Source organism: Curtobacterium sp. MMLR14_010 (assembly GCF_001865015.1).
Taxonomy (GTDB): domain Bacteria; phylum Actinomycetota; class Actinomycetes; order Actinomycetales; family Microbacteriaceae; genus Curtobacterium.
The window spans coordinates 411005-424512 of sequence record NZ_MJGV01000046.1 but is presented as its reverse complement, the minus strand read 5'-3'; the positions used below and the strand labels follow the sequence as shown (position 1 = coordinate 424512).

Annotated in this window: 16 protein-coding genes; 10 read left to right on the top strand and 6 right to left on the bottom strand. The window is 70.4% G+C overall.

What is annotated here, in order from left to right:
- Positions 1–105: 105 nt before the first annotated feature.
- The 3 genes from BIU98_RS10555 to BIU98_RS10545 all read left to right on the top strand — a co-directional run bounded on the left by BIU98_RS10555 (position 106) and on the right by BIU98_RS10545 (position 3384).
- Positions 106–807 (top strand): hypothetical protein, encoded by a 702-nt coding sequence (locus tag BIU98_RS10555; RefSeq protein ID WP_139200663.1) that lies wholly within the window; start codon positions 106–108, stop codon positions 805–807.
- 254 nt (positions 808–1061) lie between these two features.
- Positions 1062–2549 (top strand): MFS transporter, encoded by a 1488-nt coding sequence (locus BIU98_RS10550; RefSeq protein WP_071275659.1) that lies wholly within the window; start codon positions 1062–1064, stop codon positions 2547–2549.
- Between the two features lie 136 nt (positions 2550–2685).
- The gene (locus tag BIU98_RS10545; RefSeq protein WP_139200662.1) at positions 2686–3384 is read left to right on the top strand and encodes a hypothetical protein; all 699 of its coding nucleotides are present in this window, start codon (positions 2686–2688) and stop codon (positions 3382–3384) included.
- A 122-nt stretch (positions 3385–3506) separates the two neighbouring features.
- Here BIU98_RS10545 and BIU98_RS10540 read toward each other — a convergent pair whose 3' ends face one another.
- Positions 3507–4154 (bottom strand): TetR/AcrR family transcriptional regulator, encoded by a 648-nt coding sequence (locus BIU98_RS10540; protein WP_139200661.1) that lies wholly within the window; start codon positions 4152–4154, stop codon positions 3507–3509.
- 105 nt (positions 4155–4259) lie between these two features.
- Between BIU98_RS10540 and BIU98_RS10535 the strand changes: the two genes are divergently transcribed.
- The gene (locus BIU98_RS10535) at positions 4260–5438 is read left to right on the top strand and encodes an FAD-dependent monooxygenase (RefSeq protein ID WP_071275653.1); all 1179 of its coding nucleotides are present in this window, start codon (positions 4260–4262) and stop codon (positions 5436–5438) included.
- 72 nt (positions 5439–5510) lie between these two features.
- Here the strand turns inward: BIU98_RS10535 and BIU98_RS10530 are convergent, their stop codons facing one another.
- Both BIU98_RS10530 and BIU98_RS10525 read right to left on the bottom strand, forming a co-directional pair.
- Positions 5511–6461, bottom strand: coding sequence for an alpha/beta hydrolase (locus BIU98_RS10530; protein ID WP_071275651.1), 951 nt, complete (start codon positions 6459–6461; stop codon positions 5511–5513).
- Positions 6462–6492: 31 nt separating this feature from the next.
- Positions 6493–7275, bottom strand: coding sequence for a helix-turn-helix transcriptional regulator (locus BIU98_RS10525; protein ID WP_071275649.1), 783 nt, complete (start codon positions 7273–7275; stop codon positions 6493–6495).
- A gap of 79 nt (positions 7276–7354) precedes the next feature.
- Between BIU98_RS10525 and BIU98_RS10520 the strand changes: the two genes are divergently transcribed.
- The 3 genes from BIU98_RS10520 (at position 7355) to BIU98_RS19715 (ending at position 9566) form a co-directional block, all read left to right on the top strand.
- Positions 7355–8431: a zinc-binding dehydrogenase gene (locus tag BIU98_RS10520; protein ID WP_071275647.1), complete on the top strand. Its 1077-nt coding sequence runs from the start codon at positions 7355–7357 to the stop codon at positions 8429–8431.
- Positions 8432–8508: 77 nt separating this feature from the next.
- On the top strand, positions 8509–8973 hold the full coding sequence (locus BIU98_RS10515; RefSeq protein ID WP_071275645.1) for an ester cyclase: 465 nt from the start codon (positions 8509–8511) through the stop codon (positions 8971–8973).
- A 14-nt stretch (positions 8974–8987) separates the two neighbouring features.
- Positions 8988–9566, top strand: coding sequence for a TetR/AcrR family transcriptional regulator (locus tag BIU98_RS19715; protein WP_071275643.1), 579 nt, complete (start codon positions 8988–8990; stop codon positions 9564–9566).
- 46 nt (positions 9567–9612) lie between these two features.
- Here the strand turns inward: BIU98_RS19715 and BIU98_RS10505 are convergent, their stop codons facing one another.
- Complete coding sequence (locus BIU98_RS10505; protein ID WP_071275641.1) at positions 9613–10227, bottom strand: TetR/AcrR family transcriptional regulator; 615 nt, start codon at positions 10225–10227, stop codon at positions 9613–9615.
- A gap of 82 nt (positions 10228–10309) precedes the next feature.
- Here BIU98_RS10505 and BIU98_RS10500 point away from each other — a divergent pair, with 82 nt between their 5' ends.
- Genes BIU98_RS10500 through BIU98_RS10490 form a run of 3 tightly spaced genes read left to right on the top strand, consistent with a single transcriptional unit; the run spans position 10310 to position 12241 of the window.
- Entirely contained in the window at positions 10310–11521 is a 1212-nt protein-coding gene (locus BIU98_RS10500) for an FAD-dependent monooxygenase (RefSeq protein ID WP_071275639.1), read from the top strand.
- 31 nt (positions 11522–11552) lie between these two features.
- Complete coding sequence (locus BIU98_RS10495; protein WP_071275637.1) at positions 11553–12035, top strand: DUF2975 domain-containing protein; 483 nt, start codon at positions 11553–11555, stop codon at positions 12033–12035.
- Complete coding sequence (locus BIU98_RS10490) at positions 12035–12241, top strand: helix-turn-helix transcriptional regulator (protein ID WP_071275635.1); 207 nt, start codon at positions 12035–12037, stop codon at positions 12239–12241. The genes BIU98_RS10495 and BIU98_RS10490 overlap by 1 nt, the downstream gene beginning before the upstream one ends.
- Positions 12242–12257: 16 nt before the next feature.
- Here the strand turns inward: BIU98_RS10490 and BIU98_RS10485 are convergent, their stop codons facing one another.
- Both BIU98_RS10485 and BIU98_RS10480 read right to left on the bottom strand, forming a co-directional pair.
- Entirely contained in the window at positions 12258–13097 is an 840-nt protein-coding gene (locus BIU98_RS10485) for a hypothetical protein (RefSeq protein ID WP_071275633.1), read from the bottom strand.
- Entirely contained in the window at positions 13094–13432 is a 339-nt protein-coding gene (locus tag BIU98_RS10480) for a PadR family transcriptional regulator (RefSeq protein ID WP_071275631.1), read from the bottom strand. Before BIU98_RS10480 ends, BIU98_RS10485 begins: the two co-directional genes overlap by 4 nt.
- Between the last annotated feature and the right edge of the window lie 76 nt (positions 13433–13508).

Genomic DNA, 13508 nt, shown 5'->3' with positions numbered 1-13508 from the left:
CGCACCTTCCCGCCCGCGGTACGTTCCCTGCCGCCGCCAGGGCGGCATGTTGCGATCCGGCAACGACCCCACACGAACCCGTCCGCGGTCCGCGATGCTGGATGGATGCCGAGATTCCGAGTCGTCCAGGGCGGGACCCGGACCGACATAACCGCGGTGACCGTCATGGAAGCACGAGCGAAGGCCGTCGTCTCCAGGCGGTTCCGCGATGACCCGACGCTGCTCGTCCTGCCGTTCGACGGCGACGAACCGCCCATCGTCCCCGATGCACCAAGCGACCCGGTCCCCGCCGTGGTCCTGCGCCGCCGACGGCCACGGCTGGACGACGTCTCGGGTGCCGTGGCACTCGTCCGCCCGCCGTCCGTCGTCCGGTCGTTGACCGCACTGGTGGTCCTCGTGGTGCTGCTCGTCGCCGTCCTGACCGCGGGTGTCGCTGGTGTGCGGTGGAACGCGACACGGGTCGGGACACTGGGCGACTGCGCGCGGATCGGGCCCTGCACCGGGACGCCGCTCTCGACGGTCGAGCAACGCACCGGGGTGCGCCTGCCGGACGGCGCGGAGCGACTGCGGTCGTCCGCGACCCGGGACGGCAGCTACGTCGGCGCCCTGGTGCGCCTCCCGGCGGGTGTCGACGTCCCGGAGCTCGCGGAGGGCGTCCCGAGTGCCCTGACCCGGCGTGCGGAGGACGCACTGCGGAGCGCCGCCGCCGCCGATCTCACCGGTCGGACCGCGGGCCCGGTCGGGGTCTTCGCCGGGACCGCCGACGGGCGCACGATCGTCTTCCTCCGGTACGACGACGCGCTGTGAGGGGGCCGAGGCGCGGCGACTGCCCCTGCTCCAGCAGTGCCGTCGGTGACCCGCTGACCGGTCGGGCGACAAGCGTTACAGGGATGTGATCCACCTCGTCGGATCGCCACCAGGCTGCGGAAGCGGGTGGGGGCGTCGTGCCCGATCCGGTGGATTCCTCGGGATCGGAGCCGACGTCCGCGCCGACATCTCGCTAGCGTCGATGGCTGTCCCAGCGGGCATGAGGCCCGGCCAGACGACGCGAGGAGCAGTGCATGCGGTCCGACCCCAGCAGTACCGAGAGCCGACATCCCTCCCGTCGACTCCGCGTGAGCGACGTGACGGTCGTCGACAAGGGCATGATGCGCCGGGCCGTCAGCGGCATGGTGGTCGGCAACACGATGGAGTGGTACGACGTCGGTGTGTACGGCTACCTGGCCGTCACCATGGGCCGGGTGTTCCTGCCGACCGCCGAACCAGCGGTGCAGATCCTGTTCAGTCTCGGTGTCTTCGCCGCCACCTACATCGCGAGGCCGCTCGGCGGCATCGTGTTCGGGCGGCTCGGTGACCGGGTCGGGCGACAGAAGGTGCTCGCGACGACGCTCATCCTGATGGCGACGTCGACGATGTTGATCGGCGTACTGCCCACCTACGCGCTGATCGGGGCGGCGGCTCCGGTGCTCCTCGTCGTGCTCAAGCTGCTCCAGGGGTTCTCGACGGGCGGCGAGTACGCAGGGGCGACGACGTTCATCACCGAGTACGCACCGGATCGTCGCCGGGGGTTCTTCGCGAGCTTCCTCGACATGGGCAGCTACATGGGCTTCGCGCTCGGCGCCGCCGTGGTGACCGCACTGCAGCTCGCCCTCGGTCAGGAGGCAATGACGTCGTGGGCCTGGCGCCTCCCGTTCCTGCTTGCTGGCGTGATCGGCGTCGTCGCGATCTGGTTCCGACTCCGGATCGAGGAGTCCCCGGCGTTCCGAGCGACACAGGCAGCCCAGGCCGAGGCCACCGAACGGCAGGCCGAGGCGGAGGGTCGACCGCGCTCCGTGTGGGCGATGGTCCGCCAGTACTGGCGACCGATCGTCATCGCGATGATGCTCGTGGCGGCGTCGAACACCGTCGGCTACGCCCTGACGTCGTACATGCCGACCTACCTCACCGACGCCCTGGGCTACTCGCCCATCGACGGCACCCTGCTCACGATCCCCGTGCTGATCCTGCTGGCGGTGCTCTTGCCGCTGACGGGACGACTGTCGGACCGGGTCGGTCGCCGTGTGGTGATGTGGATCGGAGCGGCCACGACGGTGGTGCTCGTGGTCCCCGCGTTCCTGTTGATCGGGCACGGTGCGCAGTGGTCCACTCTCCTCGGACTGGCGCTGCTGGCGCTGATGACCGCGCTGTGGGTGTCGAACCAGGCGGCTTCGCTGCCGGCGCTCTTCCCGACGGCGACGCGGTACGCCGGCATGGGCTTCGCCTACAACATCGCGATCGCCGTCTTCGGCGGGACGACGCCGCTCATCGTGCAGGCGTTGCTGCAGGCCACCGGCGACGATCTCGCGCCGGCGTACTTCCTGATGGCGACGAGCGTGGTCGGAGCCGTCGGCGTGCTGTGGATGCGGGAGTCCTCCCGCAGGCCGCTGCCCGGGTCGATGCCCGCCGTCGAGACGACCGAGGAAGCACGTGAACTCGTGCGTACCCAGGACGACAACCCGAACCTGGACACGTCCGAACTGCCGTTCGTGACGGCTGGGGACCGGTCTTGACGCTGTCGAGGTTGGTCCGTGGACGTGATCATCCCGTCCGCACGGCCCCGTGAAGCCCCTCCTCGGCCATGACCCGTAGGCTCGGTGCCGTACTCGCCGGTGCACGGGGCGCACGGCGGAGTCAAGGGGGAACCACATGTCCAGAACGACCGTCCTGCCCGTCACGCGCAGGGCCACCATCGTGGGGGCGGCCGTCGTGCTCGCCGTCGTCGCGCTCTCCGGGTGCGCGGGAACCAGCGGCAGTGCGCCGGAGGCCCGGCAGTCACCGTCGAAGTCGCAGTCCTCGCAGTCGTCGCAGTCGTCGTCGCCGTCGTCTGCGGAACGGACGCCGGCGCCGACGAAGACCACCGACGCAGCGGCAGCGGCCACGGACCTCACGTTCGAGGACGGCGCCGCACTGTCCGCGAGCACGCTGCCCGCGTTCGGTCTCGAGGTCTCAGCGCTCGACGGGTGGGAGCAGACGGGGGAGGACTCCTCCGTGGGGTCGCGGGAGTACACGAAGTCCGACGGCTCGGTCGCGACCATCACGCAGCAGCGGATCACCGACCTCGACCCGTCGATGGGGGACCGCGCCGCCACCGAGCAGCTGTTCACGGCAGCGGGGATGCCCGCCGAGCAGCTCGAGGAGCAGCTCCTGCCGACCATGACCGGCGGCACCGCGCAGTTCCTCTCCATCGCTGGGCACACCACGGACGGGTCGTGGTCGGCAACCGTGGCCCGGGCGTTCGCGAAGCCCGGCGCGGCGCTCATCGTGAAGGTGCAGACGCCCTCGCAGGAGACGCTCCGTCCGGACCTGCACGACATCCTCGTCCACGCGCAGGTGGTGCTCACCTGACCCGACGGTGACTCCGAGCCCGCGGTCCGCCAGCCAGGTCGTCGCGATCACCCATGCTGCGATGACGTCCCAGTGCCCGTCAGGACCAGGTCCACGAGCGCCGCTGCTCGGTCGCGTCGACCTCAGGACGGCCCTGCGAACCGTGCTCTGGTGGCCCGGAACGCCTCCGAGGCGTCCGTGAGTGCGACGTCGGCGTCGACGTGGAGTTCGCGGGCTGCCGCAGCGAGGTCTGCGTCGGCGAGGATCGCTGCTCCGATGCGATCGGTGACCGCTTGCATGACGGTCGTGAGCGCGCCGGCGTGCACACGGGCGACGAGGGCGGGCACGTCGGGATCCGTCTGTCCGATGGCCGTGGCGATCGCCGCGGCTTGGTCGTGGCGGAACTCCAGCGCATGGCGGCGGAGCGAGTCGCTGATGACTGACTGCGCGGGGAACTCGCCGCGTGCGAAGACGGCATCACGTGCCGCGAAGTGGTCGATGTCACCGTGCACCTGCGCGCTCAGGGCCTCAGCCGGGGTCGTGTCCGGCTCCCGTTCGAGGACGGTGCGACGTGCGCGTTCGAGCATGTCGCCGGCTCGGTCGAGGACCAGGTTCGGCTTGGTCGGGAAGTAGTTGTAGACGGTCTGGTCTGCCACCCCGGCGGCTCTCGCGACGTCCGACATGGCCACGGCGTCGTACCCGCGATCCATGAAGAGCTGCGCGGCGACGTCGGCCAGCCGCTGCCGCATCTCGAGTTTCTTGCGCTCCCGGAGACCCATCTGATCCTGCACGACGTCATCCTCCCACAAACGTGGAGTCACTCCAAGAACGGTGCTACGCTGTAAAAGTAGAGTCACTCCACGATTGATTCTGGCAGTCCGCCAGGGAGGAACACCATGAGCATCGAGACCACACAGCAGCCCGACCGGGTCCTCATCTCGGGGGCGAGCTTCGCGGGGATGACGACCGCGATCTGGATGCGACGCCTCGGGTACGAGGTCACCATCGTGGAGCAGGCGCCGGGGCTCCGCAGGGGCGGGACGCCGGTCGACCTCCGGCGCGACGCGATGGAGATCTTCGAGCGGATGGACGTCCTCCCGGCGGTCCGCGCGAAGGCGCTGCCGCCGCGGACCACCGTGATCGCTGACCTCGACGGCACCCCCGTCGTGACCGCTGACCCGGACGCGTCGGACGAGAGCATCGTCATCGACGAGTACGAGATCCACCGCTTCGACGACGTCGAGGTCCACCGCGACGACCTGCTCGACATCCTGTTCGCCGAGATCGAGGACACCGTCGAGGTGACGTTCGGCGACTCGATCACCGCACTCGTCGGGACAGCCGACGGGGTGCGAGCCTCGTTCCGCCACGGGCCGGAGCGGGAGTTCGCGATGGTGCTCGGCTGCGACGGCAACCACTCCACCGTGCGGCGGCTCTCGTTCGGTCCGGAATCGGACCACAGCCACTTCCTGCACCACTACACGTCCGTCACGGTCGTCCAGGACATGTTCATCCAGCCGTGGACGTCGCGCATCCAGAACGCACCCGGCCGCACGCTGCTGCTGAACTCGTACGAGCACAGCACCGACGTGGTGTTCATGTTCCAGTCCGACGAGGAGATCGCGTACGACCACCACGACGTCGAGGCGCAGAAGCAGATCATCCGCGAGGTGTTCGCCGACGCCGGACAGCCGTTCTCGGACGTCTTCGACCAGGCCCTGAACGCCGACAACTTCTACTTCGACAAGCTCAGCCAGAACCGGCTGCCCACGTGGTCGGCGGGCCGGATCGCGCTCGTCGGTGATGCTGCCTACTGCCCCTCACCCGCTGCCGGCATGGGCGGGTCCGTCGCGATCCTCGGTGCGACCGCCCTCTACGACGCCTTCGTCACGGCTGACGGTGACGTCCTCGCCGCCTTCGCCGAGTACGAGTGCAGCTTCCGCCCCACCGCGGAGAAGATCCAGATGGAGACCGAGGAGTTCGGCTTGCCGATGATCTCCCCGGACACCGACGAGGAGATCGCAGCCCGGAACGCGCAGCTCCTCGCGATGGGATCGGCAGACCGCAGCATGTGATCAGCAGGCTGCAGGGACGTGACGAGCGGGCCGCACGGCGCTGCGACGGGGCTCCGCCCGGTGGTCAGTCGACTACCGGACGTTCCGCTCGTCCGGGTCCGGGTCCGGGTCGGCGCTCGGGTCCAGGCCCGGGCGCGAGAGCTGCGCAGCGAAGAAGTCAGTGAGCCGGTCGAGTGTCTCCACGATGACCGCCCGGTCGCGGCCCGCGACGAAGTCGTGGTCCGACCCGACGAAGACGTGGTGCTCCGTGTGGACGCCCCCGTTCCGGAGCTGCGCGACGAGCTCGGCCCCCTCGGGGGCGAGCGTGTCGTCACCGCCGGTCAGCACGAGCGTCGGTGGCATCGCTTCGGGCAGCGCGCTGTCGCGGGACGGCGACGCGAGCGGCTCCTGCTGACGGACGGTGTCCGGGAAGTACGCCCACCCGGAGAAGCGCTGCACGAACGGACTGATCGCGGGGCGACGGATGTCCGACGTCCGGTCCGTGCGCGTGACGTCGGTCACCGGGACGACGAGTGTGACGGCGGTGGGCGCCGGCAACGACGCGGCATACAGCTGTTGGCAAACGTTGATCGCGAGCTTCGCTCCGGCGCTGACGCCGCTGAGCAGGAGCCGGTCACCGGACCACCCGGCACCTTCCTCGTCACGAAGCCACCGGGCGACGTCGTACGCCTCTTCCTCCGCGACCGGGTACTGCACACGCGGTCCGGTGTCGTAGTCGGGCAGCACCACGACGGCACCGAGCCGGTCGGCCATCACTCGGGCGATGTGGAGGTCCTGTTCGGGGTACCGGTTGACGAACCCACCGCCGTGCAGCTGGAGCACGACCGGAGCGTCCTCGGTGTCGACGGCGGGACGTTGCACCACCGCACGGATCGAGCCGTGCCGCGTCGGGATCTGCAGTTCCGCCGGGGCGGGCAGCGGCGTGCTCGGTTCCGGGAGGCCGCGCGGAGACCCGGCGCGGACCCGCGACCCGACTTGTGCGAGGGTCCAGAACAGTGGGCTGAGAGGACGACGGGCGGTCACGCCTCCACCGTACCGAGCGGGCGGGCGGGCGTCAGAGCCGTCGGTACACGGTCATGGTCTGCCCCGGGTGCTCTGCGACCTCGAACGACGTGAACGCCAGACGCTGTTCCTCCCCGTCGACGAGACGCACGCGCTTGATGCCGGCCCCCTCGGTGCCGATGTCGTACCGCGGCCACCACTGGTCGGCCTCCGGGCTGGCGCTCCGCAGTTCGGCCTCGAGCTCCGCGAGGGACGCGCGAGCCAGCTGTCGCCCGGCGCGCGTGCGCACCCGTGCGAGCAGGCTCTGTGCCACGTCGATCCAGTCGGGCAGGACCTCGCGGGCGTCGGGGGAGAGGAACACCCACCGGACCAGGTTCGGGTGTTCGTGGTCGGTCAAGGCACCGCGGAACAGATCGGCCGCCGCGCTGTTCCACGCGAGCAGGTCGAAGGTCTCCCCGGTCACGTACGCCGGGTCCGGATCGAGGCGGTCGACGATCCGCGCGACCTCCGGGTCCAGCGGTCGACCCTGGCGCGAGTCGGCGGCTGCGTGCCCGGCGATCGCGAACAGGTGCGTCCGCTCGGCGTCGCCGAGTCCGAGGGCCCGGGCGACTGCGTCGAGCACCTGGTGTGACGGCCGGATGTCGCGTCCCTGTTCCAGGAACGTGTACCAGGTGGGGCTGATTCCGGCGAGCATCGCCAGTTCCTCGCGACGGAGGCCCGGTGTGCGTCGCCGGGGCGAGCCCGGCATCCCGACGTCCTCCGGAGGTGTGCGCTCGCGTCGCGCCCGCAGGAACGCGCCGAGTTCCCGGCGCTGCTGCTCGCTGACGTCGCTCACGCCGGTTCCTCCCTGGTGGTCTGGGTACCAGTATGCGGCGGCTCTGGATGCTGCTCCGGTCGCGCCGAAGACTGTCGACATGCAGGCATGGACACTCGACGAACTCGGCTCGGCACTCACGCTCGAGGAGGTGCCCGACCCCCTGGTCCGGAGCGGCGGTGTGGTGCTGCGGATGCTCGCGGTGCAGGTGCCGGCCTACACGCGCATGCTCGTCCAGGGCGGGCGCGGTGGGATCGCGACACCGACGGTCCTCGGCATCGGCGGCATCGGGATCGTGGAGGAGGTCGCGGACGACGTCACCACGGTCCGCGTCGGTGAGACGGCGCTGTGCACCGGCTTCCTGCGGAGCGGCCGGGTCGCCGAACCCGAGGAGGTGCTGCTCGGCTGGACGGGGATCGGCGGTCGCGGGGTCACGACAGCGACCACGGAGCGGATGCGGCGGGTGTGGCGGACGGGCACGTTCGCCGAGCGCACCCTGATGCCCGGTTCGGCAGTCCTCGCGCTGCCCGGCGCCGACGCGCACCCGGATCCGACGAAGCTCGCGTTCCTGCCCTGGTTGAGCGTCGCGGCTGGTGCAGTGGAGCGCAGTGGGATGGCCGCGGGGGACCGGGTCGTCGTGCTCGGAGCGAGCGGGCAGATGGGCGGCGCCGCAGTGCTCCTGGCGCTCGCGCGCGGCGCGGCGCGAGTGGTCGCCGTCGGGCGTGACGCCGCCAGCCTCGACCGCCTGGAGGCCCTGGACCGTCGGGTGTGCGCTGTCCGGTCCGTAGGTGGTCGCGCCGGTGACGCCGCGGCGATCAGCTTGGCGCTCGACGGGGAGGCGGACGTCGTGATCGACGCACTCGGTCCGACGCCGACCTCCGACCTCACGATGGCGGGGTTCGACACGGTCCGGACCGACGGCACGGTGGTGCTCCTCGGAGGCGTCCGCCAGTCCCTCCCCATCCCGTACGACCAGCTGATGCGCCGCCGGATCACCCTCCGCGGGTCGTGGATGTGCTCGGAGGAGACCGCGTTCCGGGTGTGGCGTCAGGTCCAGGCGGGCGTCATCGACCTCAGTGCGCTGGAGGTCACGACCGTCGGCATCGACGATCCCACTGCAGCGCTGACGCGGGCTGAGCAGGTGCGTGGGCTGTCGATCGCGGTGCTCATGCCCTGACGGTCGTCGGATTCGCGGAGCGACGGTGGTGTCGTGTCCTCGACACCCAGAAGTAAGTAACTGTATAGTTACCCATCATGGAAGCTGCAGAAGAAGAACGACCACAACGAGAGCAAGCCGTCGCGCGCCTGGTCCGAGCAGGAGAGTTGCTGGTGTCCGGCGAGCAGCCGGACGAGATGGTGGGGTTCTTCTCCCCGGACTTCGCGTTCCACGGGCCAGGCGGGTTCGAGTCGGACCTGGACGGTCTGCTGGCGTACTTCGCGTCCCTCCGGAAGGCGTTCGACGACCGGTCGATCCGCCGCGGCATCGTCGTCGTCGAGGGCACCGCGATCGCCTGTCAGACCTGGATCGAGGGGACCTTCGTCCGGGAGTTCACGCAGTCACCCGTGGGCCCCCTCGCTCCGAACGGTCGACGGATCGTGTTCGACCTCATCAACGTCTTCGTGACGGACGATGCGGGACGATTGCTCCATGAGTACGTCCGCACCGACAACCACACCCTGCTCCAGGAGCTCCAGGCCCCGCACGTCGTCGACGCCTGAGCAGCAGGTCCACCGTGGTTGACGGCCGCACCGCTCGGTCGACCGCGACCAAGGCCAAGCTGCTCGAAGCCGCCCGCGAGGAGTTCCAACGGAACGGTCTCGCGGGCGGTCGCGTCGACGCGATCGCGGACGCCGCCGAGACGAACAAGCGCATGATCTACGCCTACTTCGGCTCCAAGAACGCACTGTTCGAAGAGGTCGTGGCGGACAACGTGCGCCGTGTCGGGGCGGCCGTCGAGTTCACCCCGGACGACCTCCCCGGGTACGCGGTTCGTCTCTACGACCACTGGATGACCGACACCACGAGCCTCCGCCTGTTCTCGTGGCGCAACGTCGAGCTGACGACGGCACCCGAGTTCGAGGACGCGACCTACCGGCAGATGATCGCCGCCATCGAGGCGACGGGCGTGCAACGCGCTGCGGGGATGCCCGCATCCCACCTGCTCGCCTTCGTGTTCGCACTCGTGCTCGCCTGGGCGATCCCGGCACCGGCCTTCGCGGAGCCAACCGATGTCACGCCAGCGTCTCGCCACGAGAGCATCGCGACGGCGGTCCGAAACCTCGTTGCCGGAGCGGGAGCCGCGGACCAGTGAGGGACAGGACAGTGATGCAGCGGGGGCTCGAACGGCGTCCCGATCCTCACGAACGGTGGTCGTGGCCGCCGATCGAGCGAGCAGCCTGCAGCAGGTTGTCGTGGAAGGCCTCCGGCTCGCCAGCTGACTGCAGCGCGAGCACGGTGGCGAAGCCGAACGTGACCGCGATCAGCCAGTCCGCGGTGCGTGCCGTGAGGCCGTCGACCTGATCCGCGTCGGCGTGCTGCACCGCCCACGGTGTCAGCGTCCGGACGAGCAGCGCGCGGAGATGGGCGACGTTGTCCTCCGCGACGACCACGAGGTCCGCGTCCCTGGACATCTCGCCCCACACCTGTACCAGCACGCTCGTCTGCGCCTGGTTCGCCGACGGGCCGGCGAGCAGGCGGGCCAGGAGCGCCTCCGGGGTGACGGTCGTCGCCGACCCGTCCGGTTCCGCCGCCACCGCAGTGAAGCGGTCCTCGAGCATCGTCGCCATCACGTGGCGGAGCAGCTCCGCCTTGCTGTCGAAGTGCGAGTAGATGGCACCGGACGACAGCCCGGAGGCTCGGATGATGTCCGCCATCGACGTCCCGCTGATGCCGTTGGCCGCGAAGCACTGCGTCGCAGCGGCCGCGATCTGCCGGCGACGCTCCAGTCGAGTCGATTCCTTGAGACGAGGCACACAAACAGCGTAGTCGATCTGCTAACGTCATAAACAGCGCAATCATTCGGTTCGCGGTGAGACGTTCCAGAGGAGCAGGACCATGGCACAACCAGGAGAACAGCGTCGCGCGATCGTGTCGGGGGCGAGCATCGCCGGCCTGTCGACCGCGTTCTGGCTGCACCGTGCGGGGTGGCACGTGACCGTCCTCGAGCGTGCCCCGCAGTTCCGCGACGGCGGACAGAACGTCGACGTCCGCGGGCTCGCCCGGGAGGTCCTGCAGCGGATGGGACTCCTCGACGCGGTGCGGGCGGCCAACACCACCGAGACCGGGACGGTCGTCGTGAACACCGACGGCACGGTGCGCGCGACCCTCCCGTCGGACGGACCGGAGGGCGCCACCGCTGAGCTGGAGGTGCTCCGTGGCGACCTCGCGAAGATCATCCTCGACGCCGTCCCCGAGGTCGAGCTCGTGTACGGCGACACCGTCGCCGAGGTCCGACAGCACGACGACCGGGTGGAGGTCGTCACCACCGCGGGGCGACGCCTCGACGCCGAGTTCCTCGTCGTCGCCGAAGGCGCTCGGTCGAGGACGCGCGACCGGGTCTTCCCCGCGGCGACCATCCACCGCCGGGACCTCGACATCACGATGGCGGTGGGGACGATCCCGCGCATCGACACGGACGACCAGACCTGGCGGTGGTACAACGCCGTCGGCGGGCGCTCGGTCCACCTGCGCCCCGACAACCACGGCACCACCCGCGCCATCCTCGCCTACGCCCCCGGCGAGGACCTCCTCGGTGTCGATCGTCGAGAAGCGCTGGCACGCGTCCGGACGCGGTACGCCGACGTCGGCTGGCAGGCACTGCGCGTCCTCGACGCCTTCGAGCACGCGGACGACCTCTACTTCGACCAGCTCACGCAGATCCGGGTCGACCAGTGGCACCGCGGCCGAGTCGTCCTCGTCGGCGACGCTGCCTGGTGCGTGACCCTGATGGGCGGCGGCGGGGCCTCCCTCGCGCTCATCGGCGGGTACACCCTCGCCGCCGCCTTGACCGACGACGTGAACGCCGACCCGGTGAGCGCCCTCGCCACCTACGAACGCCGGATGCGGCCCATGGCCGACCGGGTCGGGCGCACCCCGAAGGCACTCGTCCGGTTCGCCTACCCGCGGACCCGAGCCGGTCTCGTCGCCCGCGGCATCGCCGACCGGCTCGTGACGGGGACGATCCTCCGCACCCTCGTCCAGCGACTGCATGCCGGCAAGGAGGACGACGATGCAGTCACCCTCCCCACCATGAGGTCCTGCCCTTGACTTCCGATCGGTATCCATCGAATATCGATAGATGGACCACCCTCCGCAGGTCGCTGCGCCGATCACGTCCCTCCTCTCCTGGATCGCGCTCGGGGTGCTCGCTGTCGGCATCGTGCTCGCGGAGGTCGTCACGGTGGAGACCGCAGGCTCGCTGACCAGCCAGTACCCGGAGTTCGCTCATCTGCAGGGCCCGTTGCTCGTAGCCGCCGTCGCGTTCGGTCTCTGCCTCGAGGTGGTCCTGGCGGTCACCGCGCTGTTGATCGGCGCGATCCGGAGCGGGCGCATCTTCGAACGGTGGGCGCTCCGGCTCGTCGACGCGCTGGTCGTCGCCCTGGCGACGGCGACGGTGGTCGTCGCGGCCGTCCTCCCGGCGGTCCCTGGCCCTCCCGCGCTCGCACTGGCCGTCCTCGGCGCGACCATCACGGGGACCGCAGTCGTCCTCGTCGTGCTGGTGTTGCGTTCGCTGCTCCGGCACGCGGTGTCCATGCGCCTCGAGCTCGACGAGGTCGTCTGATGGCGGTGCAGGTCCTCCTCGACGACCTCCTCACGGAGCGTGGGATGAGCGTCGGGGACTTCGCAGCAGCCGTGGGGATCACGCCCGCGAACGTCGCGGTGCTCAAGAACGGTCGTGCGCGCGCCGTCCGCTTCTCCACCCTGGATGCCATCTGTCGCGTGCTCGACTGCCAGCCCGGCGACGTCCTGCGCTGGGACGCCGACTGACGATCGTCGAGCGCGGTCAGGCGCTGCTGCCCGCCAGGGCGTCTGGGCGCTGGACCGGCCCGGCGGGGGCATCCGTGGACAGCCGTCCGGCGATCGTCGCGGCCAGGAGCGCGGCGAGGAAGGGCACGAGCGCGGTCGCGGAGGACACCGCCGCCTTGAGCGAGAAGGCGAGCTGGGTTCCGTACACGCCGGTGGACAGCGGGAACACGAGGACCGAGGCCAGGACCGGCAGGAGCAGCAGCGACCAGGTCCAACCCGGCCGTCGGAGGACGACGAGCCAGACGGCGAGCCATGCGCCCGTGATGATCCCCAGGGAGAGTGCGGGGTGCACCGGCGGGTTGAAGAACCCGGTCTGGATCGACCACCAGAGAGCCGTCACGGCCAGGACGACCAGTGCACCCGTCGCCCGGCGGCGGATCGGCGCCCCGGTGACGAGGAGGACACTCGCGGCCACGGCGAGCCCGGGCACCACGGTGAGGACGATCGAGATCAGCAGGAACGCCGGGACGATGCCCGCGAGTCCGTTGTAGCGCTGCACGAGCCCGAGTCCCACGCTGCCGGCAAGGAAGGACACGACGGCCAGGGTCAGGAGGACCGGGATCGTCGGGATCGTGTGCGGTGTGCTGCGGACGGTGCCGGGCATCGTGGTCATGGTGTCCCCCCAGGTGGATCGGTGGCCGGCGCGTCGGTGGAAGAGCACCGTGGTGAGTGCGCCGAGCGCCAGGGCGGTCGGCGAGAGGTCGAGCTCGTGTGCGTCGCGGACGTCCGCGAGCCACTGCTCGTGCCGGGCGGCACGCTGTTCCGGCGGCGACGCGGCGACGGCAGCTGCGATGAGCAGCCGGTCGAGCGCGCTCACTGGGTCACCGGCCGGTGGGTCGGGCGGGCGGTCCCGGCAGCGCGTGCTGCGGCACGGGCGGCTTCGCCGCGAGCCTGGACCAGTTCGCGCGCAGCCACCGCGCCGTCGGCCGTGAACTCGTGGAGTCGTCGCCGTGGACCGGAGCGGTCGGCGTCGTCATCCCACGAGGAACGCGTCCAGCCCTGTTGCTCCAGGCGCTCCAGGATCGGGTACACGGTGCCGGCTGGTCGTCCCGTCGCCTTGATGACGAGCAGCCCCCAGGTCGGTCCGTCGCTCGCGAGGAGTGCATCGAGCACGTCGAGCGTGGGGGCTGTCACGCGTCTGATCGGGTCCATCCCCTGAATCTACCTATGTAGAACAAGCGGCGCAACCCATCGAATTGTGGGCGATCACGGGATGACCCGACGGAGC

What these genes read in the sequence shown, in the direction of transcription:
- BIU98_RS10500 (WP_071275639.1), top strand. Translation starts at nt 10,310, where the DNA reads ATGGCACAACCAGGAGAACAGCGTCGCGCGATCGTGTCGGGGGCGAGC.
- BIU98_RS10490 (WP_071275635.1), top strand. Translation starts at nt 12,035, where the DNA reads ATGGCGGTGCAGGTCCTCCTCGACGACCTCCTCACGGAGCGTGGGATG.
- BIU98_RS10545 (WP_139200662.1), top strand. Translation starts at nt 2,686, where the DNA reads ATGTCCAGAACGACCGTCCTGCCCGTCACGCGCAGGGCCACCATCGTG.
- BIU98_RS10495 (WP_071275637.1), top strand. Translation starts at nt 11,553, where the DNA reads ATGGACCACCCTCCGCAGGTCGCTGCGCCGATCACGTCCCTCCTCTCC.
- BIU98_RS10555 (WP_139200663.1), top strand. Translation starts at nt 106, where the DNA reads ATGCCGAGATTCCGAGTCGTCCAGGGCGGGACCCGGACCGACATAACC.
- BIU98_RS10515 (WP_071275645.1), top strand. Translation starts at nt 8,509, where the DNA reads ATGGAAGCTGCAGAAGAAGAACGACCACAACGAGAGCAAGCCGTCGCG.
- BIU98_RS10520 (WP_071275647.1), top strand. Translation starts at nt 7,355, where the DNA reads ATGCAGGCATGGACACTCGACGAACTCGGCTCGGCACTCACGCTCGAG.
- BIU98_RS10535 (WP_071275653.1), top strand. Translation starts at nt 4,260, where the DNA reads ATGAGCATCGAGACCACACAGCAGCCCGACCGGGTCCTCATCTCGGGG.
- BIU98_RS10480 (WP_071275631.1), bottom strand. Translation starts at nt 13,432, where the DNA reads ATGGACCCGATCAGACGCGTGACAGCCCCCACGCTCGACGTGCTCGAT.
- BIU98_RS10550 (WP_071275659.1), top strand. Translation starts at nt 1,062, where the DNA reads ATGCGGTCCGACCCCAGCAGTACCGAGAGCCGACATCCCTCCCGTCGA.